The 22,004-nt window shown below is 60.1% G+C and carries 22 protein-coding genes; 7 read left to right on the top strand and 15 right to left on the bottom strand.

All coding sequences use genetic code 11. The features are described 5' to 3' along the window. Positions 1–86 precede the first annotated feature (86 nt). The 4 genes from DOM27_RS08220 (at position 87) to DOM27_RS08205 (ending at position 3,323) form a co-directional block, all read left to right on the top strand. Positions 87–1,178 (top strand): L,D-transpeptidase, encoded by a 1,092-nt coding sequence (locus DOM27_RS08220; RefSeq protein ID WP_110655551.1) that lies wholly within the window; start codon positions 87–89, stop codon positions 1,176–1,178. A gap of 222 nt (positions 1,179–1,400) precedes the next feature. Next, a complete protein-coding gene (locus DOM27_RS08215; protein ID WP_110655550.1) occupies positions 1,401–1,904 on the top strand; it encodes a universal stress protein in 504 nt (167 codons plus the stop codon). A gap of 85 nt (positions 1,905–1,989) precedes the next feature. Further along, positions 1,990–2,259, top strand: coding sequence for a DksA/TraR family C4-type zinc finger protein (locus DOM27_RS08210; protein ID WP_110655549.1), 270 nt, complete (start codon positions 1,990–1,992; stop codon positions 2,257–2,259). Positions 2,260–2,381: 122 nt separating this feature from the next. Then, positions 2,382–3,323: a LysR family transcriptional regulator gene (locus DOM27_RS08205; protein ID WP_110655548.1), complete on the top strand. Its 942-nt coding sequence runs from the start codon at positions 2,382–2,384 to the stop codon at positions 3,321–3,323. Between the two features lie 52 nt (positions 3,324–3,375). Here the strand turns inward: DOM27_RS08205 and nspC are convergent, their stop codons facing one another. From nspC to DOM27_RS08185, 4 genes are all read right to left on the bottom strand, one after another. Then, positions 3,376–4,542: a carboxynorspermidine decarboxylase gene (gene nspC, locus DOM27_RS08200; protein WP_110656397.1), complete on the bottom strand. Its 1,167-nt coding sequence runs from the start codon at positions 4,540–4,542 to the stop codon at positions 3,376–3,378. 14 nt (positions 4,543–4,556) lie between these two features. Beyond that, the gene (locus DOM27_RS08195) at positions 4,557–5,756 is read right to left on the bottom strand and encodes a saccharopine dehydrogenase family protein (protein WP_110655547.1); all 1,200 of its coding nucleotides are present in this window, start codon (positions 5,754–5,756) and stop codon (positions 4,557–4,559) included. A 284-nt stretch (positions 5,757–6,040) separates the two neighbouring features. Beyond that, positions 6,041–6,364: a YnfA family protein gene (locus DOM27_RS08190; protein WP_223162307.1), complete on the bottom strand. Its 324-nt coding sequence runs from the start codon at positions 6,362–6,364 to the stop codon at positions 6,041–6,043. Positions 6,365–6,523: 159 nt separating this feature from the next. Beyond that, positions 6,524–6,775, bottom strand: coding sequence for a CsbD family protein (locus DOM27_RS08185; protein ID WP_157956737.1), 252 nt, complete (start codon positions 6,773–6,775; stop codon positions 6,524–6,526). Positions 6,776–7,016: 241 nt separating this feature from the next. Between DOM27_RS08185 and DOM27_RS08180 the strand changes: the two genes are divergently transcribed. Both DOM27_RS08180 and DOM27_RS08175 read left to right on the top strand, forming a co-directional pair. Beyond that, positions 7,017–7,940 (top strand): DMT family transporter, encoded by a 924-nt coding sequence (locus DOM27_RS08180; RefSeq protein ID WP_110655545.1) that lies wholly within the window; start codon positions 7,017–7,019, stop codon positions 7,938–7,940. 67 nt (positions 7,941–8,007) lie between these two features. Next, the gene (locus DOM27_RS08175; RefSeq protein WP_110655544.1) at positions 8,008–8,433 is read left to right on the top strand and encodes a copper resistance protein NlpE; all 426 of its coding nucleotides are present in this window, start codon (positions 8,008–8,010) and stop codon (positions 8,431–8,433) included. 57 nt (positions 8,434–8,490) lie between these two features. Here DOM27_RS08175 and DOM27_RS08170 read toward each other — a convergent pair whose 3' ends face one another. The 9 genes from DOM27_RS08170 to fabV form a co-directional block, all read right to left on the bottom strand. Continuing rightward, positions 8,491–9,222, bottom strand: a complete 732-nt coding sequence (locus DOM27_RS08170) for a class I SAM-dependent methyltransferase (protein WP_245392708.1) — start codon at positions 9,220–9,222, stop codon at positions 8,491–8,493. Between the two features lie 35 nt (positions 9,223–9,257). Further along, entirely contained in the window at positions 9,258–10,055 is a 798-nt protein-coding gene (locus DOM27_RS08165; RefSeq protein ID WP_110655542.1) for an undecaprenyl-diphosphate phosphatase, read from the bottom strand. A 52-nt stretch (positions 10,056–10,107) separates the two neighbouring features. Continuing rightward, positions 10,108–10,797, bottom strand: a complete 690-nt coding sequence (tsaB, locus tag DOM27_RS08160; RefSeq protein ID WP_110655541.1) for a tRNA (adenosine(37)-N6)-threonylcarbamoyltransferase complex dimerization subunit type 1 TsaB — start codon at positions 10,795–10,797, stop codon at positions 10,108–10,110. Between the two features lie 134 nt (positions 10,798–10,931). Further along, positions 10,932–11,588 (bottom strand): adenylate kinase, encoded by a 657-nt coding sequence (adk, locus tag DOM27_RS08155; protein ID WP_110655540.1) that lies wholly within the window; start codon positions 11,586–11,588, stop codon positions 10,932–10,934. A gap of 256 nt (positions 11,589–11,844) precedes the next feature. Further along, a complete protein-coding gene (aceF, locus tag DOM27_RS08150; protein WP_110655539.1) occupies positions 11,845–14,004 on the bottom strand; it encodes a dihydrolipoyllysine-residue acetyltransferase in 2,160 nt (719 codons plus the stop codon). Between the two features lie 112 nt (positions 14,005–14,116). Beyond that, on the bottom strand, positions 14,117–16,807 hold the full coding sequence (gene aceE / locus DOM27_RS08145) for a pyruvate dehydrogenase (acetyl-transferring), homodimeric type (RefSeq protein WP_110655538.1): 2,691 nt from the start codon (positions 16,805–16,807) through the stop codon (positions 14,117–14,119). Positions 16,808–17,186: 379 nt separating this feature from the next. Continuing rightward, a complete protein-coding gene (ampD, locus tag DOM27_RS08140) occupies positions 17,187–17,759 on the bottom strand; it encodes a 1,6-anhydro-N-acetylmuramyl-L-alanine amidase AmpD (RefSeq protein WP_110656395.1) in 573 nt (190 codons plus the stop codon). Positions 17,760–17,794: 35 nt separating this feature from the next. Next, positions 17,795–18,781 (bottom strand): GlxA family transcriptional regulator, encoded by a 987-nt coding sequence (locus DOM27_RS08135; protein ID WP_110655537.1) that lies wholly within the window; start codon positions 18,779–18,781, stop codon positions 17,795–17,797. A 33-nt stretch (positions 18,782–18,814) separates the two neighbouring features. After that, positions 18,815–20,014, bottom strand: a complete 1,200-nt coding sequence (gene fabV / locus DOM27_RS08130; protein WP_110655536.1) for an enoyl-ACP reductase FabV — start codon at positions 20,012–20,014, stop codon at positions 18,815–18,817. 313 nt (positions 20,015–20,327) lie between these two features. Here fabV and DOM27_RS08125 point away from each other — a divergent pair, with 313 nt between their 5' ends. Next, the gene (locus DOM27_RS08125) at positions 20,328–20,735 is read left to right on the top strand and encodes a DUF7079 family protein (RefSeq protein WP_110655535.1); all 408 of its coding nucleotides are present in this window, start codon (positions 20,328–20,330) and stop codon (positions 20,733–20,735) included. A gap of 44 nt (positions 20,736–20,779) precedes the next feature. On the opposite strand, the gene DOM27_RS08120 is transcribed toward DOM27_RS08125, so the two are convergent. Together DOM27_RS08120 and DOM27_RS08115 are read right to left on the bottom strand one after the other, a co-directional pair. Next, positions 20,780–21,274: a glutathione peroxidase gene (locus DOM27_RS08120; protein WP_110655534.1), complete on the bottom strand. Its 495-nt coding sequence runs from the start codon at positions 21,272–21,274 to the stop codon at positions 20,780–20,782. A gap of 136 nt (positions 21,275–21,410) precedes the next feature. Further along, positions 21,411–21,932 (bottom strand): NUDIX hydrolase, encoded by a 522-nt coding sequence (locus tag DOM27_RS08115; protein ID WP_110655533.1) that lies wholly within the window; start codon positions 21,930–21,932, stop codon positions 21,411–21,413. Positions 21,933–22,004 lie beyond the last annotated feature (72 nt).

Here is a 22,004-nt window from a genome sequence, read left to right as displayed (position 1 = left end):
CACGAGACATCACTGCGGGAGTTGCCAGACTCCGCCACGCGTACGACAGTGATAGCAGGAAGATGCCATCGCTTGGGAGTCTCGTCATGCCTCGCCTGGGATTCACATTGCTTTTGGCCGTAACGCTACTCGTTTCACCCGCGAGCTTTGCCGTGCCTTTCTGGGGTGAGAAACAATCGAGCCCCGTCGACACCCCAAGCGACCAACTTGTCCCCGGCGCCTGGATCTGGGGCGGCGACGACAAGCGCTACGGTCCGATGGCAGTCGTCGTCAGTTTGACCGAGCAGCGCGCCTATGTGTATCGCAACGGCATTCTGATCGGCGTAACGACCGTAAGCACCGGCCGCCAAGGCTATGAGACCCCGACCGGGGTCTTTACGGTGCTGCAGAAGGACAAGGATCATCACTCCAACCTTTATGGCAATGCGCCGATGCCGTACCAGCAACGTCTGACATGGGACGGTGTCGCACTGCATGCCGGCGGATTACCCGGCTATCCGGAATCCCACGGCTGTGTCCATATGCCCACGGAGTTCGCTCGGCTCCTCTTCGATTCCTCCAATCTCGGTATGACCGTGGTGGTCGCGAAGGAAGGACAAGCGTCGGTATCAGTGGTCCATCCCGGCCCGCTCAGCCCGATCGATGCCCGGACCGGTGCCGACGTGGACATGCCGCTACTGTCCAGCGGCAACAGTTGGCGTTGGGTCATGGATCCGCCGACAGAGGGACCCATTTCGCTGGTATTGAGTCGCAGCGATCAACTGTTGGTAGCCTACCGCAACGGCACCGAAATCGGACGCTCTCGGGTCGAACTCAAGCGCCCGGATCACGTGAAAGGCACACGAGCTTATATCGTCGAGGGCAGTTATCAGCCACCCCATGGCAGTGCGGACCCGGCGCAAGCCACACAGCCCACCTGGATCGCCATCGGCGTACCCGGTTACGAGAACGCCTCTGGGCAAGCCGTTCCCGCCGATGTGGTCAATCAGGTCGTCGTGCCCGATGGTTTCAAGGCCAAAATCTTGCCGATACTGTCGCCCGGCACGGTGCTGGTGGCGACCGATGCGCATCTATCCGCACAAAACAGCGGTGAGCATCTGCGGGTCATCGATAGCGTTGGCCCGAGTAGCTGGCTGGATGACGTCGTCACCGAGGGGGCTGCCGGCGCGGAGCGCTAGGGAATCTCTGCGGCGAAATCTTCGCATTCCTGAAGTTTCACAGGACCGATGTTCGGCTCGAGGTGCGCGACCGATACGACAACGAACCGCTATGAGATTCCTCGCCGATAGCCTATGTTGAAAGTCGAACGAGCGAGTCGGCTAGCCGCAATGCGGTAATCTCCAAAGCCAGGCGGCCTCCGAGCGCTGACGCTGGATCCTGTCACGGCTACGAGGTGTCTCATGTTCAAGTCTCTGCTGATTCCCATCGATGGTTCCGAAGATTCGCGCACGGCACTCAACGTCGCCTGCCAGTTGGCTGCCCCGGTGCAAGGCAAACTTTATCTGCTCAATGTGCGCGATCCCTATCCTCAGCTTCACCGTGGCGAACTACTCAGTCTCGAAGCGGCGATCAAGGCGGCGTCCGTCGAGACCGCCGAGAAAGAGGGTAACGCCATTCTCAGTGTCGCCCTCGACACGCTGCCCTCTTTTCCCGGTTACAACGGCGAGTTCGAAACCCTGATCAAGCAGGGCGCACCCGCCAAGGTCATCGTCGAGGAAGCGGAGCGACTCGGCGTCGATGCCATCGTCATGGGAAGTCGTGGTGTCGGGCAGTTCAAGGGCCTGATGATCGGCAGCGTGTCGCACAAGGTGACGCATGTCGCCAATTGCCGCGTGATTTGCGTGCATGAAAAGCCGCGCCAACATGCCGTGAAAGCGCCCCACGAGTTCGTCGACTTCGACTGACACCCGGGTAGTGTCCCGAGGGATTTGCTTATCCGTCATGGCGCTATCATCTTTAATCTCCATGCACGTCATCCAGGAGTTCGATATGGCCAGTGGCTGGGCAAAAGATGGCGCGGTTCAGGAGCAGATCGACAGCACCGTGGAAGATGGCATCAATGAAGCGCGTCAACGCCTTCAACAACGCGGACCAAGTCTGGAATTCTGCGAAGCGTGCGAGGCACCGATTCCCCAGGCACGCCGGGAGGCGGTCCCCGGCGTGCGGCTGTGTATCGACTGCCAGGCGGAAGCCGATCGAAATGACACGCATCGCGCCGGCTACAATCGTCGCGGCAGCAAGGACAGTCAGCTGCGCTAGCGGCAAACACTCTGATGCGGACTCTCTAGGCTGGCACGCACGTGCCAAGCATCGGCCATGGGTGATGATAGAATCATGGTGTCGTTGTCGAAGCCTGCCGAGCGCTGAAGGAGTCCGACCCTATGCATTTCGATCTTGCGGACTTGCGTATCTTCGTTCATGTGGCCGAAGAGAGAAGCCTGACCGCGGGAGCTCAGCGGGCGCACCTGTCGACAGCCGCCGTCAGCGGCCGCGTCAAATCGCTCGAAGCGCAACTGGAAAGCCGGCTGTTCTACCGCAGCAGTCAAGGCGTTGAACTGACGCCAGCTGGCGAGCGGCTGCTGCAGCACGCACGCCTCATTCTGCGCCAGGTCGAGCGGGTCAAAAGCGAATTCTCGGGCTATGCCAATGACGCCATTGGCCACCTCCGGATATTCGCCAACACGACAGCCGTGATCGAGTTCATGCCCGAGGTGCTGGCCGATTTCCTTGCCACGCGCCCCGGCATCACCGTCGATCTTCAAGAACGTCTCACCAGTGACATTATCCGCGGGGTGCTCGATGGCACCGCTGATATGGGTATTCTGGGTATCATGGTGGGTGTCGACGTACCCTCGCGGTTGAAGACACTGCCTTTCAGTCGCGACAGGCTCGTGCTGGCGACGCCACTCGACCATCCACTGACCGAGCGTGAGAAGATCACCTACGAAGACGCGCTGGACTATCCACATGTCACGCTCCACGAGGGCAGTACCCTCTTCCACTACCTGGAAAGAAAGGCCCTGGAGTTTGGCAAGCCGCTACCGGTCCGAATCCAGGTGTTCGGTTTCGAGTCGGCGTGCCGCATGATCGAAGCCGGAGTCGGCGTGGGCATTCTTCCTGAATCCTGCGCGCTGCGTTATCAGCAATCCATGCGATTGAGCGTCCGCCATTTGAGCGACGCCTGGGCTTATCGGGAACGTAGCGTGCTGGTTCGCGATGCTCATGTTCTCCCCGCCTTTGGCCAGGAGCTGCTGGATATCATCACCCAGTATCAGACGTCTCGGAGCCCATCGCTGGAACGCCACGAACCGGCTTCGCCATGAAAAACGCCCCGCATGGCGGGGCGTTGTCGTTTTGGTTATTGCCGACTCGGGCTCAACTCAAGCGCTGGGCGTAGTCCTCGTAGCCGAAGGTCTTGACCGTGCGCACTTCGCGGCTCGTCTCGTCGATTCGACAGATCGACGGCAGACGGATGCCGTTGAACGTGGTGGTCTTGACCATGGTGTAGTGCGCCATGTCGGTGAACACCAGACGGTCACCGATCTCGAGCGGACGATCGAAGGCGTAATCGCCGATCACGTCACCGGCCAGGCATGTCGTGCCGCCCAATCGGTAGGTGTACGCCTTCTCGCCGGGCTTGGCAGCGCCAATGATCTCCGGACGATAAGGCATCTCAAGCACGTCCGGCATGTGCGCCGTCGCCGAGGTATCCAGAATGGCGATCGGGCCGTCATTTTCGACGATATCCAATACGCTGCAGACCAGATAACCGGTATTCAGCGCAATCGCCTCACCCGGCTCGAGATAGACCTCGAGATGCGGATGACGCGACTTGAAATCACGGATCACCCGCACCAGCCGCTCGACATCGTAGTCGGCACGCGTGATGTGGTGGCCACCGCCGAAGTTCACCCATCTCAGACCGGCCAGATACTCGCCGAATTTGGCCTCGAACGCCTGGAGCGTCGCTTCCAGCGCATCGCTGTTCTGCTCGCACAGCGCGTGGAAATGCAGCCCCTCGAGCCCCTCGAGATCCTCTGGCGCCAGATCCACCGCCCGCGTCCCGAGCCTCGAACCCGCAGCGCAGGGATCATACAACGCGACCTCACCGGTCGAGTGTTCCGGATTGACGCGCAGCCCGCATGAGACGCTGCGCGGCGCCGCTTTCACGGTGTCGCGAAAGTGGCGCCACTGCCTGGGGGAATTGAAGCTGAGGTGGTCGGCGTAGCGCAGCACCACCTCCATTTCCGGCGAGGTAAACGCCGGAGAGTAGACGTGCACTTCGCCACCGAAGGTCTCGGCACCCAGACGCGCTTCATCCTGACCGCTAGCCGTGGTTCCGACCAGGTACTGGCTGACCAGCGGGAAGGTGTCCCACATGGCGAAACCTTTTAGCGCCAGCAGAATCTTCGCGCCGCTGTCGGTCTGCACCCGGCCCAGCAGCTCCAGGTTACGCCTGAGCAGCGCGTCGTCGACCACGTAGGCCGGCGAAGGGCAGGTCTGCACGTCGAACGGGTAGCTGCCCAACGCCGAAGCGCTCATGTCCGCGCTCGCCATCAGGCCAGCGGGTCCTGATCGGGGTCGAGCTCGACCATCTGCCACGGCAGACCCATCTCGCCGATGCGATCCATGAACGGGTTAGGATCGAGTTGTTCGACGTTGTAAACGCCCTTGCCTTTCCAGATGCCTTCCAGCATCAGCATCGCTCCTGTCACTGCCGGCACGCCGGTGGTATAGGAGATCGCCTGAGACTGGACTTCCGCATAGCATTTCTCATGGTCGCAGATGTTGTAGATGTACACCTTGCGACGTTTGCCATCCTTGATGCCGTCGAGAATCACGCCGATGTTGGTCTTGCCCTTCGTACGCGGACCCAGAGAGGCCGGATCCGGCAGTACCTGCTTCAGGAACTGCAGCGGCGAGATCTCGACACCGTTGACCTGAATCGGATCGATGCGGGTCATGCCGACGTTCTCGAGCACTTTCAGATGCGTGATGTACTTCTCGGAGAAGGTCATCCAGAAGCGGATACGCTCGAGCCCTTTGATGTTCTGGGACAGCGACTCCAGCTCTTCGTGATAGAGCAGGTACAGGTCCTTTTCGCCAATCCCGTCGAAGTCGAACTTACGCTTTTCGGCCAATGGCGCCGTTTCGACCCACTCACCCTTCTCCCAGTAGCGACCGTTCGCGGTGATCTCGCGAATGTTGATCTCAGGGTTGAAGTTGGTGGCAAACGGATAGCCGTGGTCGCCACCGTTGGCATCGAGAATGTCGATCCGATGGATCTCGTCAAACAGATTCTTCTGACCGTAGGCGCAGTAGATATTGGTCATGCCCGGATCGAAACCGCAACCCAGCGTGGCCATAGCACCCGCTTTGGCATAGCGATCCTGGAACGCCCACTGCTCCTTGTATTCGAACTTGGCCTCGTCAGGGTGCTCGTAGTTGGCGGTATCCAGATACGGCACGCCAGTCTGTAGACAGGCTTCCATGATCGTCAGGTCCTGATATGGCAGGGCGACATGGATCAGAATATCCGGCTTGAACGACTCAATCAGCGCAACCAGCGCTTCGACGCTATCGGCATCGACCTGGGCGGTCTGAATGGGACGCGGCAACTGTTCGGCGATCGCCTTGCACTTCGCTTCATTGCGGCTGGCAAGACAGATCTCGCTGAATACCTCGGGGTGCTGTGCGCACTTGTGCGTAACGACACCACCGACGCCGCCGGCACCAACAATCAGGACTTTGCTCATGAATTCACTTCCAGATCGGGAAAAGTCAACAGTGATAAGGTCTTATCGGTAGTGGTCAAGGGCTTGTCAAATTAGTGGCCAACTCTTTAGCGCACCCCGACCCGATGCCACCCCGGTCTTGGCCTCCACCGAATCTCTGGGACCCGGCGAGAGGCCGCAAATAATGACCTCGTCAGAGACTGGCCTCAAGACTTTTTCGCGTCAAATCCTCACCGATTTCACGACCGCCGCGATGTTCGTCGAAGACCTAGTATCTGTGTGCCCCGTTCAGCGCCTTCGGCCGCTCAGCCACGCGGGCCGAAAAGAATGACCCCGGCGCCGATCAGACAGATCGTTGCGCCGATCAAATCCCAGCGATCCGGCAAGCGCTGCTCGACGAGCCATAACCACAATACCGACGTGACGATATAAACACCGCCATAGGCCGCGTAAGCACGCCCGGCATAATCGCTGTCGACCAGTGACAACAACCAGGCGAACAACATCAGGCTGATCACGCCCGGCGCCAGCCATAGTGAGGACTTATCCCATCGCCACCACGCCCAGAACGCGAAACAGCCCGCGATTTCCGCCAGCGCAGCGGCCAGGTAGATAAGAGGGGTCAGCAAAATGCAAGCCTGTCTGGAAACGGGGGATCCAACGAGGACTCATTCGAGAGAAGCGTCGAATCAAAATCACGGCCAAGAAACGCTCTCGGGCTCACACGACGACCCCGGCCTGAAGCCGGGGTCGAAATACGTTCTTGGCGGTAACGCTCGGGATCTCTGTCAACGGCGGCCGAGAAGAATCCCCAGAAACACGCCGACACCGCCGGCGATCGCCAGCGCGCTGATCGGATTCTTGACAGTCGCCTCGCGAACGTCATCGAGCTTCTCGCCATAGTTTGCCTGCAGTTTGCCTGCAGCCTGACGCGCTTTACCTTCGCTTCGCAGGTCATCATCTTCAGTAAAGCTGCCGGCAGCTTCCTGAGCGCGGCCCTTGAGTTCTTCGGTGCGTCCTTTCACTTGATCTTCGTACATTTCGATCTCCTTGATGACTGACTTTACAGCAGAATCATTCCACTGGCCCTTGAGCATAGTTGGCTTGCGGGATCTCGACAAAATTCCGTAGCCCGACCGTGCTGATTGCCGTCACACTTGGGCCCCTTTTCATGATCGACTCAGAATCGAACAGGCAGCTGAGCGTGAGCGCCGAAAACTGCCGGACATCGACACGAAACCGATTTAGGCTTCGTCGCGATCATACCCAAGGATGAACGCCATGCCGTTACCATCGCTGCTCCGACTGCTCCTGCTGTCCGCGCTCTGGGGGGCCAGTTTCCTGTTCATGCGGATTGCCACTCCGGTATTGGGGGCGTTTCCCACCGCCTTTTTCCGGGTGCTTCTCGGAGCGCTGGGATTAGTCGTTATTCTCGCCGTGCTGGGCGTTCGGTGGCGTTTCGATGGCAAGTCCAAGGCGTCGCTGGCGATCGGCATGATCAACTCCGGCATTCCATTCGCCATGTTCTGTATCGCGGCGCAGTACCTGCCTGCCGGTTATTCCGCCATGCTCAATGCCTCGACGCCGCTGATGGGCGTGATAATAGGTGCCGCTTTTTTTCAGGAGAGACTCACGCGGGACCGCCTCATCGGCGTTGCGCTGGGTGTAATGGGCGTCGGCGTACTGGTGGGGACCGGTCCTGTCGCGATAAGCGGTGGTCTACTGATCGGCGCTGGCGCCTGCCTGGTGGCCGCAGCCTGCTACGGGCTAGGCGGTTTCGTCGTCAGACGCTGGATCGCCGAACGCGGCGGACTGGATTCACGTCTGATCGCGATGGGCTCGCAGTTCGGGGCGACCTTACTGCTCGCGCCTTTCATGCTGGGTCAGGTCGCCTTGACGCCCAATGGGCGGATATGGAACGACGCCGGCGTCTGGTGGGCAATGCTGGCGCTGGGCTTCGCCTGCACCTCGTTGGCCTACCTCCTCTATTTCCGGTTGGTCGAGGATCTCGGCCCTATCAAACCGCTGACGGTCACCATGCTGGTTCCACTGTTCGGCGTGCTGTGGGGCGCACTTTTCCTCGGGGAGCGGGTGACCTGGGCACACGGCGTGGGCGGTTTGCTGATCGCGACTGCCCTATGGCTGATCCTGTTCAAACGTCAGCGGTCGCGCTTCAACGAGAGAACCAGAAGAACGCCCTCGTGAGCGAATCTTCCGCGTCCGGATTTTCGAACTACACTGAAAGACGCATTCTGCTAAAAAGGAATAAGCAATGCGTACTTCAGGATTCATTGGTGCAGGACTGTTGGGTCTGTCGTTGACACTCACGGGCTGTGCCAGCACTCCGCCATCCCCTTATGAAAAGGCGGCCGGTGAATACGAGGGCGTCTTACCCTGCGCGGATTGCTCGGGCATCCAGGTCGACCTGGAGATGATGAACATGGATGACACGGGCGGTGCATATTCGCTCAATAGCCTCTATCAGGGGCGCAGTGACGAGCCGATGACCACTCAAGGCAACTTCCTGGTGCTCAAGGATGCAGGACCGCAGCAAATGCCAACTATCTACGAGCTCAAAGGCGCTGGCGGCAACACGATCTACTATCTGCGTCCGCTGGACAATGGCGACCTCGAAGTCCTGGACACCCACATGCAGACGATCCAGTCCGGGGCCGACATGACGCTGAAGCGTCAGTAAAGTCCCATCGAAAAACCCGACGAACCGGGCCGATGCCCGGTTCGTTCGTTTCGAAGCTCAAGCCTTCAGCGAGCGATGCACATAGAGATCGTAACGACTGGTCTTACCTTCCAGCGTGTGCTGTGGCAGGCGCCCTTCGATCGGCGGCGCCTTACGCGGACGTTTGACCACCACTCGGTGCGTGGCGACGTCTAACGCCGCTTCCAGCAAGCGGGCCGCATCATCGTCATCGCCGGCGAGCTCTCGGAAAATCCGCATTTCCTTTTTCACCAGCGCCGATTTCTCGCGATGGGGAAACATCGGATCGAGATGCACGACCTGAGGCTCATGCGGCCAATCGCTGACCGCCTGCGCCAATCCGGTGGCACTGTCAGCGTGTCGCAGCGAGAGCCGCGATGCTATCTCGGCCACTTCGCCATCCGCCAGCGCCTGCGACAATGCCGCTTCCAGCAACGCGTGAATCGCCGCCACCCGCTCGACCATCAATACGTCCGCACCTAAAGAAGCCAGCACGAAAGCGTCTCGGCCCAGCCCCGCCGTGGCATCGACAATCTGCGGCACTACACCCTTGCCGAAGCCACAGGCCTTGGCGACGAGCTGACCTCGGCCTCCCCCGAAGCGCCGGCGATGTGCCGCGGCACCGGAAACAAAGTCTGCGCGTATCGGCAGTCCGTAATGTTTCACGTCGCCAGCGATCTCGAGTCCATGCTCACCGAATTGCAGTGCCAGGCCTTCGTTTGGCGCAGACGACGACCAAGGCAGGCCATATTGGTCCGCCAGCGCTTTCAACGGCTCGCCGACCGCGACCAAAGGGTCCACTCGATTTACATCGCCCATGCGAACAGTACGATACCCAGCAGCAGGCGATAGATCACGAATGGCATCATTCCGATCTTGTCCAGTGCCGCCAGGAACAACTTGATGCAAAGCCACGCGGCAACGAACGAGAACACGATACCCAGGAAAATCTCGTGCCACTGCGTCGCGGTGCCGGACTGCATAAGCTCGAGCCCTTTCAAAGAGCCCGCCGCTAAAATCAGCGGAATCGACAGCAGGAAAGAGAAGCGCGCCGAGGCTTGTCGGGTAAAGCCCAGCATCAGCGCCGCCGTCATCGTGATGCCCGAACGCGAGGTCCCGGGAATCAGGGCAATGGCTTGAGCCAGCCCGATCAGCAACGCGGTCTTGAGCGTCATCGTTTCGATCGGTTTCACACGGCTGCCACGTTTGTCCGCCACACCCAACAGCACCCCGAAAAGGATCGTCGTCGTGGCAATGACCAGCACCGATCGTCCAGCGCTCTCGACCCAACCTTCGATCAACAGCCCGACGATCACCGCCGGGATAGTCGCGATGATGATCGCCCATCCCAGACGGCTTTCAGGGGTCGGCCCCCTCGCGCCGAACTGGGTAAACCAAGCGTGAAGAATACGCCAGACCTCATGGCGAAACGCGAACAGCACGGCCCCCAGGGAGCCGATATGGACGGCGACATCAAAAGCCAGCCCCTGATCGGACCATCCGAATAGCTGCGAGGGTAAAATCAGATGCGCGGAAGAAGAGATGGGCAAAAATTCCGTCAAGCCCTGGATGATGGCGAGAGCAGCCAGCTGGAAAACATCCATTGTCGTTCAATATCCTTGTACGAAGAGGTCGCCGATAATGGACCTCGATCTGTCACGCCTTACGCCATGCCACCTCATCACGTAAGTAGACGGGAATTACCTCGTGAGGCGCACTACCACGTGCGCCACGCTCCCATGATGTGGCGGCCAGACGAACGAGATCCTCCGCCGCCGGTAATTCGTCGGGGAGGGTTTGGGCCAAGATAGCCTGTACATCGACAGGTATATTAGACAAAAGTTGCCACCCGCTGCCTATTCCCAGCCACTCAACGTGATGGTCGGACTGGGGCAATCGCAGTTTTGAAGGTGGCATGACCCGCTCTTCCAGAGCGACGGTCAGCGTTCCCTCGTGGCAGTGATAAGCACTAACGTAGATTTCGTCCATTCGCGCGTCGAGCGCCGCGATCACGTGTCGTGCGTGCCATTTGCGATGGGCAGCCAATGCCAGCGCCTCCAGCGTCGAAACCCCCATCAATGGCACATCAGCGCCATAGGCCAGGCCCTGAGCGACACCCGCCGCGATCCGTAATCCGGTAAACGAGCCCGGACCTCGTCCGTACGCAATCGCGTCGAGCTGGCCCAGTGACACGCCCGCCTGCGCCAACACCTCATCGATCATCGGTAGCAGCAGGCGGGTGTGCTCGCGCGGAGCAATCTCGAAACGCTGAACGACGGAATGATCCTGCATCAGTGCACAGGAGCAGGCAGTAGAGGAGGCGTCCAGCGCCAGCAACGTCGGCATCGGTGTCCCGGAGAATGGCAGCAAAAAGAAGGTGGCGATTATAGCGTCATCGCGGCGTCAAAACGAACGCTCCGCCAGCAGGCGGAGCGCAATGTCGAGCTACCAGTAATTCGAACTAGCCATGATTCGCGCGATCAAGCACCAAGCGCGGCAAGGACCTGTTCACGAATCTCGTCGACACTGCCGATGCCGGCGATACGATGGTATGCCGGTGCAGCGTCGGCGTTCTCGGCCGCCCACTCCTGATAGTAGCCGACCAGCGGTTCTGTCTGATCGTGGTAGACGGAAAGGCGATGACGTACGGTCTTCTCGCTGTCATCGTCGCGATGAATCAGCGGTTCGCCGGTGACGTCATCCTTGCCCTCTTCCTGCGGAGGCTTGTAATCGACGTGATAGATACGCCCCGAGCCCGGGTGAACACGACGTCCGGAAAGCCGATTGACGATTTCTTCATCGTCGACGGCAATTTCCACCACATGATCGAGCTTGATGCCAGCCTCCTTCATCGCATCTGCCTGCGGCAGCGTGCGCGGGAAACCGTCGAACAAAAAACCGTTGGCGCAGTCAGGCTGCGCAATGCGTTCCTTGACCAGCGCGATGATCAGATCATCCGATACCAGAGCGCCACTGTTCATGGTCTCTTTGACCTTGATTCCCAGCTCGCTACCGTCCTTGACCGCGGCACGCAGCATGTCGCCGGTGGAGATCTGCGGGATATGGAAATGCTCGCAGATGAACTGGGCTTGGGTACCCTTGCCAGCGCCGGGGGCGCCCAAGAGGATCAAACGCATTGATACGGCTCCTTGAAGACTTGTGTTGATTTTTGGAATGGTCGGTGACCTTTAAAGCGTGACACGAAAGACACCTTCAATGGCTCAAGACGATACCTGCCGATCCGATAGCGCACAAGACTCGCTTGGGCTAACACTGCGCAGGCGGCACACCGCGGGATGGAACCTGCCGCCTCTGCCGTGTTGACCTCCTGCCAGCAAAAACGCCAACGACCTCCGTAGAGGCCGTTGGCGTCGATCCGTACCACCACCGTCATTAGACCAGCATGCGACGGATATCGGTCAGCACCTGTGCCAGGAAGGCGGTGAAGCGTGCCGCATCGGCACCGTTGACAGCACGGTGATCATAGGAAAGCGACAGCGGCAGCATCAATCGCGGCGCGAACTCACTGCCGTTCCAGACAGGCTTCATCGACGACTTGGAGATACCCAGAATGGCCACTTCCGGGGTATTGACGATCGGCGTGAAGGCAGTACCACCGATAGAGCCGAGGCTCGAGATGGTGAAGCTGGCACCGCTCATCTCGTCGCGAGACAGCTTCTTGTTCTGCGCTTTCTTAGCCAGTTCGACGGACTCCTTGGCCAGATCGATCAAGGACTTTTTGTCGACATCGCGAATCACCGGCACCATCAAGCCGTCCGGCGTATCGACAGCCACGCCGATATGCACGTAGTGCTTGATGATCAGCTTGTCGCCGTCCGGATGGAGGCTCGAGTTGAACTGCGGGAACTTGCGCAGTGCATAGGCACACGCCTTGATCATGAACGGTAGCGGCGTCAGCTTGGCGCCCTGCGATTCCGCCTCGGCTTTCATAGACTTGCGGAAGGCTTCGAGCTCAGTGATGTCCGCTTCGTCGAACTGCGTGACGTGCGGCACGTTGAGCCAGCTGCGATGCAGGTTGTTGGCACCGGCTTTCATTAGACGGCTCATCGGCTTTTCTTCGATTTCGCCGAACTGGCTGAAATCGATCGCCGGCACCTGCGGGATGCCCGCACCACCGGTGGCCGCCGCCTTCGCCGTCCCGCCGCCACTCTTACGCTCTTTCATCACCTGCTTGACGAAACCGTCGACGTCGTCCTTCAGGACGCGACCCTTGGGGCCGGAACCCTTGACTTCGCCGAGTTCGACGCCAAGTTCGCGGGCCAGCTTGCGCACGGCGGGGCCGGCATGCACGTGTGCACCTTCGGTCTTGTCGTCACCATGTTTGTGACGCGCTTCCGGGCTCGGCTCGCCGCTGACGTCTTTCTGCGCTTGGGCGTCGGATCGCTTATCGGTCTTGGACGTCTTTTCGGCGTCGGACTTGGCCGGTGCCGGCTTCGACTCGTCGTTGTTCTTCGGGGAAGATTTCTTCTTCGCCGGCTTCTTGGCACCCGCCCCCGGAGCGCCGGCTACCTCGATATAACCGATCAGATCGCCTTCCGAGACGCTGTCGCCTTCCTTGACCGAGACTTCGACGACCTTGCCCTTGAAAGGGCTCGGCACGTCCATGGAGGCCTTGTCGGACTCCAGCGTGATCAAGGTGTCTTCTTCGCTGATCTCGTCGCCTTCGCTGATGGCGACTTCGATCACTTCGACACCTTCACCGCCGCCGATATCGGGAACACGAACCTCCTGCCGGCCGGGTTCACCGTCACCGTCATCGCTGTCGTCTTCATCGCTGTCGTCTTCATCGCTGTCGTCGGCGCTGTCGTCGTTGCCACTATCGGCACTATCGGAAGATGCTGCTGGTGCGTCATCGGCGTCGTCTTCGCCTTCGTCGTCACCTTCGCCGGCGATCTCCATGGTGCCGATCAGGTCCCCTTCGGAGACGCTGTCGCCCTCCTTGATCGAGAGCGATACGATCTTGCCGCTGTACGGGCTCGGCACGTCCATCGAGGCCTTGTCCGATTCCAGCGTAATCAGTGTGTCTTCTTCGCTGATCTCGTCGCCTTCGCTGACAGCGACTTCGATGATCTCGACGCCGTCGCCACCGCCGATATCCGGCACTTTCACTTCGACGGTGCGCTTGCCGCCACCGGAGGACTTCTTCTTCGAAGCGGCCTTCTCAGGCTCGGCGTCATCGCCACCGTTATCGTCTGACTCGTCGCCATCGTCCGCCTGGCGCTTATCCGATGACTCGCTCTCGTCCTGCGACGGCTCGTCGTCGGCATCATCGTCATCTTGGCCGTCGCCGCCATCCTCGGCTTCCAGCTCGAGAATGTCGTCGCCCTCGGAGACGGTATCGCCTTCCTTGACCAGAATCTTGACGACCTTGCCACCTTTCGGTGCCGGCACGTCCATGCTGGCCTTGTCGGATTCCAGCGTGATCATGGTGTCTTCTGCGGCAATGACATCGCCGACGCTCACCGCGATCTCGATGATTTCGACATCGTCGCTGCCGCCGATGTCGGGAACTTTGATGATTTCGCTACTCAAGGTCGCGCTCCTTTAATCATCCACCAGCCTGCCCAGCGGGCAAGCCGGCTAATTCAGGCAATCTGGTCGCCGCCATCTCGTCGGCGACGACACCCTGACGTGATCCGCCGACTCAAGACATCAGAGGGCTGGGCTTGGCGGGATCGATGCCATATTTCTTCATGGCATCGTTGACGACCTTGGCGTCGATCTCGCCGCGATTGGCCAGCGCCCGCAGTGCCTGAATCGTCACGTAGTAGCGATCGACTTCGAAGAAGCGACGCAGCTGTTCGCGCGTATCCGAGCGACCGTAGCCATCGGTGCCGAGAACGTGGAAGTCGCTCGGGACCCAAGCGCGGATCTGATCCGCATAGAGCTTCATGTAGTCGGTCGATGCGACGACCGGCCCTTCGGTCCCGTCGAGCTGCTGCACGACCCACGGCTTTTCACGCTTCTCATCGTAGTCGAGGAATTGCTGGCGATCGTACTCGAGCGCTTCGCGACGCAGTTCGTTGAAACTGGTCACGCTCCAGACATCGGCAATCACGCCATGCTCTTCGGCCAGCATCACGGCGGCCGCTTCGACTTCGCGCAGGATCGTCCCGCTGCCCATCAGTTGAACGCGCGGCTGCTTTTTCTTCCCGGCAGCTTCGCCAGGCGCAAGCAGATACATGCCGCGAACGATACCCTCTTCGCTGCCTTCCGCCATTGCTGGATGCGCGTAGTTTTCGTTCATCACGGTCAGGTAGTAGAAGCAGTTTTCCTTGTCCTGGAACATCCGCTTCAAACCATCCTGCACGATGACTGCCAACTCGTGACCATAGCAGGGATCGTAGGCACGGCAGGTCGGCACTGTCGACATCAGGATATGACTATGGCCATCCTGGTGCTGCAGGCCTTCGCCATTGATGGTCGTACGACCAGCCGTACCGCCGACCATGAAGCCTCGCGCCTGCAAATCGCCGGCAGCCCATACCAGATCGCCGATACGCTGATAGCCAAACATCGAGTAGTAGACGTAGAACGGCAACAGCGGCAGGTGATGGTTGGCGTAAGAAGTCGCCGCGGCGATCCAGGCCGACATCGAGCCCGCTTCGGTAATGCCTTCCTCGAGGATCTGACCCTTCTTGTCCTCGCGGTAATACATGATCTGGCCCATATCCATCGGCTCGTACTTCTGGCCTTCGGCCGCGTAGATCCCGAGCTGACGGAACATCCCTTCCATCCCGAACGTCCGCGCTTCGTCGGGAATGATCGGCACCACGCGAGAGCCCAACTGCTTGTGCTTGACCAGGCCATTCAGCACGCGCACGAAGGACATCGTGGTCGAGACTTCACGATCTCCGGATCCTTTCAACTGGGCGGCGAACATCTTGTCGTCGAGCCCCGGGATCTCCATGGCCTCGAAGTCCGCCTTGCGCGCCGGCAGGAAACCGCCGAGTTTCTCGCGCTGGAGGTGCAGATACTTCATCTCCGGGCTGTCGTCTTCGGGTTTGTAGTACGGAATATCGCCGCTTTCGATCTGCTTGTCCGAAACCGGAATACCGAAGCGATCGCGGAAAGCCTTCAGCGCATCGACGTCCATCGACTTGATCTGGTGGGCTTCCATATCGGCTTCGCCGTGACCACCGCCCATGCCGTAACCCTTGACGGTGTGCGCCAGGATGACGGTGGGACGACCGTTCGACTTGTGGACCGCTTCGTGGTATGCCGCGTAGACTTTCTGCGGATCATGGCCACCGCGATTGAGCCGGAAGACCTGCTCGTCGGAGTAGTCCTTGACCATCTCCGCGGTCTCTTCGTACTTGCCGAAGAAGTTGTCGCGGGTGTACTTGCCGCCCTGAGCCTTGTAGTTCTGGTACTCGCCGTCGACCGCCTCGTCCATGCGCTTCTGCAGCATGCCCTTGGTGTCCTGTTCGAACAGCGGATCCCACAGGCCGCCCCAGACCACCTTGATCACGTTCCAGCCGGCACCGCGGAAGACGCCTTCGAGCTCATCGATGACCCGCGAGTTGCCGCGCACCGGGCCGTCGAGACGCTGCAAGTTGCAGTTGATGACGAAGATCAGGTTGTCGAGCTTCTCGCGGCTGGCCAGGTGCAGCGCGCCCAGCGATTCCGGCTCGTCGCACTCGCCGTCGCCCAGGAATGCCCAGACCTTGCGGTCCTTCATGTCTTCCAGCTCACGCGAGTGCAGATACTTCATCACGTGGGCCTGATAGATCGACTGGATCGGACCCAGACCCATGGAAACGGTCGGGAACTGCCAATAGTCCGGCATCAAGTAGGGGTGCGGATAGGATGGCAGCGAATCGCCGTCGACTTCCTGGCGGAAGTTGTCCATCTGCTCCTGCGTCAGGCGGCCTTCCAGGAAAGAACGCGCATAGATGCCCGGCGTGACGTGGCCCTGGATGTAGAGCAGGTCGCCCTTGTGGTCACCGTCGTCGGCGCGGAAAAAGTGGTTGAAACCGACCTCATAAAGCGTGGCGCTGGACTGATAGCTGGCGATATGACCGCCCAGGCCCTTGTGCTTCTTGTTAGCCCGTAGCACCTGAACCATGGCATTCCAGCGAATCGCAGAGCGAATCTTGCGCTCGATGAACATGTCGCCGGGCATCTTGGCTTCACGGTGCACGGGAATGGTGTTGCGATGCGGTGTGGTACCGGTAAACGGCGGTGAAGAGCCGTCACGACGCAGGCGGTCCGCCAACCGGGTCAAAATGTACCGAGCGCGCTCTTCGCCCTCATGCTCGACGACCGAGGCCAGGGAATCCAACCATTCCGTGGTTTCGACCGGGTCGAGGTCTTCTCGTGTCTCCAGACTCATAGACAACTCTCCGAATGGGAAAAGGTTTGCCATTCGCCCGGCCATGGCGGGTAGCCGCAGCGGGGCTTGGGAATATGCGCTCTTCGGTGCGGGCGCGGCTCTTTTGGGGCCGCTTTCCGAAATTTATTGGCTGTAATGGAATGACAGCAGGCGTGCGTGACGCAGGAAATCAGGCGAAGAAGATACCGCAAACGCCCGCATCTGCCAATTCACAGACGCATCGATAGTGCTGGAGACCGAGCCCAAATGCCGCAACATCAATTGCTTAGCGACCAATCACGCAAACAGAAAACGAGGGCAGAGCCATGTAGCCAATTTACCTGTGCCGTGGACTCGCGCGTAATTCAGACGCGCAGCGCGCCACGCACAAGCATAGCATTCAAACGATTTCTGTCAGACAACGACGCAGATAGGACCAGTCAAACGCGGGCCCCGGATCAGTCTTGCGAAGCGGCGCGATCTGCGCGTGACCCGTAATACGGTCGGCGGTTACCGCCGGGTAGTGTGCGATCAACGCCCGAAGCACAGCCGCAAGCGTGCGGTATTGCGCCTCTCGATAGGCACGCTCGTCGGTACCTTCCAGCTCGATACCAATAGTGAAATCGTTGAGGCCTTCGCGCAGCTGTTCCTGGCCTGCCCGCTCGACATCCCGCCAGCGTGACTTGCCAGCATGCCAGGCACGCCGATCGAATGGCACAAACTGGATGCATTCACCATCACGTCGGATCAGCAGATGAGCGGAGACCCGCAGCGAGGCGATCGCAAAAAAAGCCGGATGCGCGCCAGAATCCAGCGTATTGGTGAAGAGCCGCTCGATGGCATCTCCACCAAACTCACCCGGTGGAAGACTGATGCCGTGCAGCACGACTGCCGAGACCTCGTCCGTCGGTCTGGCATTGGCATTGGGAGATACCACCCGACGCGCCGAGTGCCACCAGTGATCTCCAATCATCCCGACGTCGTCGATTGCAACATCTTCCTCTGGATTCACGACTCGCCTCCGACATGGCCCAGTCGCTCATCCCGCGGACTGATCCCGAAATGATGGCGATAGGCGGTGGAAAAATGCGCACCCGACGAAAATCCGTGCGCCAGCGCGATCTCCCCCACCGCCTGATCGCCCTCCCGCAGCAATTTGCGTGCCTGCTGCAGGCGCAGGTTCAGGTAGTAGCGGCTGGGCACAGCCTGGAGATGCTTCTTGAACAGCCGCTCGAGCTGACGCCGCGATAGCCCCAGATGCGCCGACAGCTCGTGCGTGGTTAGCGGTTCCTCAATGTTTGCCTCCATCAATGCCACCGCATCGATCAGGCTTTGCGGCGCATGACCGAGTCGCGAACGCAGCGGAATTTGCTGCGGCTCGTCGGCCATGCGGATCCGCTCGCAGACGAAATGTTCGGAGATCCGCTGCGCCAACCCCGAACCCTGCTGCTGACCGACCAGCGTCATCAGCATGTCCATCGCCGCGGTACCGCCGCCGCAGGTAAGGCGATTGCGGTCGATCTCGAATAACTGGTGGGAGACGTGGATGGTGGGAAATGCCCGCGCGAACGCGTCGGCACTGGCGTAGGGAATCGAAGCCCGATAGCCGTCCAGCACCCCCGCTCTCGCCAACCAGTGGGTACCACCAGCGATGCCGCCCAGCATCACGCCCCGGCTCGCCAATCGATGTAACCAATGGATCAGCGTCTCGCTCTCTCCCCCCGCAGCGACCGGCCAGCCCGGCGTGGGAGCGCAGACGAACAGCATGTCGAGATGGCGCGCATCGCTGCCGGCCACGCTCTCCGGCGAGAGCGTCAATTCGGCTACGCTCTTCACCGGGCGACCATCGATGCCGAAGGTCGTGGCCGTATAGAGCCGCCGCTCCGCCAACGTATTGGCGATGATCAGCGGCTCGATGGCGCAGGCCTGCGCCAGCAGGGAAAAACCCGGCAGCATCACGAACCCCACTCGACGCGGGGTGTCGCTGGCGTTCATGGATGATGATTCATACGACAACGATCGACGCGATCAAACCTGAACGACGTCGAATTCGACCCACGGGTCGACATCGGCATCGTAATCGACGTCATCGCGCTCGAAGCCGAACAGTTTGAGGAATTCATGCTTGTAGCCGGCGTAATCGGTCAATGCGAACAGGTTGTCGCTGGTGACCTGCGGCCATAGATCCTTGCATGCCTGCTGAATGTCGTCGCGTAGCTCCCAGTCGTCCAGACGCAGACGCCCCGCTTCATCCAACTCGGGTTCGCCATCAGCGTAGAGACGCTCGCCGAACAGTCGATTGAGCTGATCGATGGTGCCCTCGTGAACGCCCTGCTCCTTCATCACCTTATAGACCATGGAGATGTAGAGCGGCATGACAGGAATGGCGGCACTGGCCTGAGTCACGACGGATTTGAGCACGGCAACGTTGGCGCCACCGCCGGTCGTCTTCAGACGCTGATCGATTTCACCGGCGGCACGATCGAGGTCTTCCTTCGCTTTGCCAAGCGCGCCATGCCAGTAGATCGGCCAGGTGATGTCGGTGCCGATATAACTGAACGCCACCGACTTGGCGCCCGGCGCCAGCACGCCAGCCTTGTCCAGCGCATCCATCCAGAGTTCCCAGTCTTCCCCGCCCATCACCTCGATGGTGTCGGCCACTTCCTGTTCGGTGGCCGGTCCGACGGAAGCCTGGGTAATGGTGTCCTTGTTGGTGTCGATGGCAGTTGCAGTGTAAGTCTCGCCGATCGGCTTGAGGCTGGAGCGTTTGAGCTCGCCGCTGTCCGGCAGCTTGCGCACGGGTGAAGCCAGCGAGTAGATCACCAGATCGATCTGCCCCATGTCGGCCTTGATCAGCTCGATCGCCTTGTCGCGGACTTCATGCGAGAACGCGTCGCCGTTGATCGACTTGCTGTAGAGACCTTCGGCCTTGGCGAACTTGTCGAACGCTGCCGAGTTGTACCAGCCTGCGGTGCCGGGTTTACTTTCGGTGGCGGGCTTCTCGAAAAACACGCCCAGCGTGTCGGCGCCGTAACCGAAGGCTGATGTGATGCGCGCCGCCAGGCCATAACCGCTGGAAGCACCGATGACCAACACGTTGCGCGGGCCGGCCTTGCGGTCGCTCAGGTTGGCACGAGTGGTCTCGATCTGTTCGAGTACATTGCACTCACAGCCGAGCGGGTGCGTCGTGGTACAGATGAAACCGCGAACCTTGGGCTTGATGATCACGTCTAACCTCGTCTTCTTGAGCCGAAACGGAAATCCCGACGACTCTCGCCGGGAGATGGCATGGGTCGAATGCTATCAGGTCGAATGCTGTCTGGGCGCATTCTAACAGGGTGGCAAAACAGGTTGGCAAAAAAGGGAGGAACGAACTCATGATGCGCCGCTATCTCTCCTACGAAACCCACACTGCGTCGCGCGCCTTTCCTGAACAGTCGCGATCCGGGCTAACGTCGGCGCCGGGCTTGTCTCGCCGCGACGGGTATTCGAAGATAGCCGACCGGCGAGCCGAGCCAGTCCAGAGAGTAGAGAAAGCCCGATGCATCACGAGCAAGAGATCGAAGATCTGGTCGTCAAGCGTGGCGCCCTATGGCTGGCGCTATCACCGCTGTGGCTCGAGCGCGAGCCACGCGAGGCCGATTACGCGAGCATGATCCGCGAGGTCGACGCCAGTGACCTGACGCTACAGCAGCTGGAGTGGGTCTATCGTCTGGAGATGTCGCCAGTCATGGCACGCAATCAGCTTTCCATGGCAGGAGAATGGCGCGCATTCGACGAAACCGAGCTTCTGACGCGCCTGGTGCGGCATAACCGCAAGCTTGGAGGCTGGCGCAAGGTAAGCTGGTCGCTGTTCTCGGGGCTGACGACGATGATGAGCCGACCCCGTTTCAACGAACTGGCGATGCGGGTCATGGTCGCAAGAGGTGAGCGGCCGCCCGGCGGATAACTTGAAACAGCAAGACGCCGAGGTGACACATAGAGAGCCGCGACTCAGGCCGAAAAAGGTGTTTCCAGCGCATCCTCGATGGCATGACGCAGCGAGCGCGGCACGTCTCGCGGCCCAAAGCGACGAATGATCTGGCCATCGCGCCCCACTAGAAACTTGGTGAAATTCCACTTGATCGGCGTGCTGCCCAGCACGCCGGGCGCCTGACGCCTAAGATGCACGAACAACGGATGCGCTTCGCGTCCATTGACTCGGACCTTCTCCATCATCGGAAACGTCACCGCATAACGCTGCTCGCACAACGCGCCAAACATCGCCGAGGATTCTGGCGCCTGACGCCCGAATTGATTGCAGGGAAACGCCAGTACGGTAAAGCCCTGATCGCGATATTCGCGATAGAGCTTTTCCAGCCCCGCCATCTGCGGCGTGAAACCACAGCGGCTAGCGACGTTGACGACCAATAGCACCTGTCCACGCAGCGCACGCAGATTGAAAAATTCGCCGGTTTGCGTCCGACAGTCTCGCGTATATAACGACATTGATGAGTCGACCTGGGTCACGCCAAATTCAAATCCGTGGGAGCCACCTGCCATGGTGGGAGCGCTTTCCAAACCACTGAAGCATTCCCATCATCGGCACGCCTTCGACTCAAAGAGTGCCACGCCAATCATCACATCACCAGTGGGAAAGTTCGATGGCCATCGACAGCGCCAAACGCGTATCCGGCGTGGCCTTCTCCAGCGCTAACGCCTCGGCAACCGGCACCCAGCGCACGGCAACGACCTCCTCAGGCTGCAGACGCAACGGGCCGGTGTAGTCCACCCAGTAAAGACTGCCGTAAAGCCTCAACTCCGCTTCCTGGAATACGAACTCACCACCCGATATCAGCTTGACGCCGCCAACACCAAGCTCCTCGAACAGCTCCCGTCGTGCCGCCGGTAGCGACGCCTCCCCCGCCCCAACCACACCGCCGGCGGCCAGATCGAACCAGCCCGGATGGGTTTCCTTGATCGACGTGCGCTCCTGCACGCAGATCTCGCCCGCCGTATTGCGCACGATGATATAGGTCGCCCGGTGCCAGCAGCTCAAGCGTCGCATCATGGCTCGCGAGGTGCTGCCGCAGGGTCGGTTGCGTGGATCGACGAGCTGGACCTGTTCGTCGGCGATGACCCTATTGCTCATGGAAAACGTGCTCATGAGGAACCTGTCGATCAAAAAACGAGTGCGCAGCGTATCACGAGCAGTTTATGGCTCGCTCCTTCCGGTCAT

It is taken from the genome of Salinicola halimionae, assembly GCF_003206065.1.
GTDB classification, from domain to species: Bacteria; Pseudomonadota; Gammaproteobacteria; order Pseudomonadales; family Halomonadaceae; genus Salinicola; species Salinicola halimionae.
This window is presented reverse-complemented; position numbering and strand designations above follow the sequence as displayed.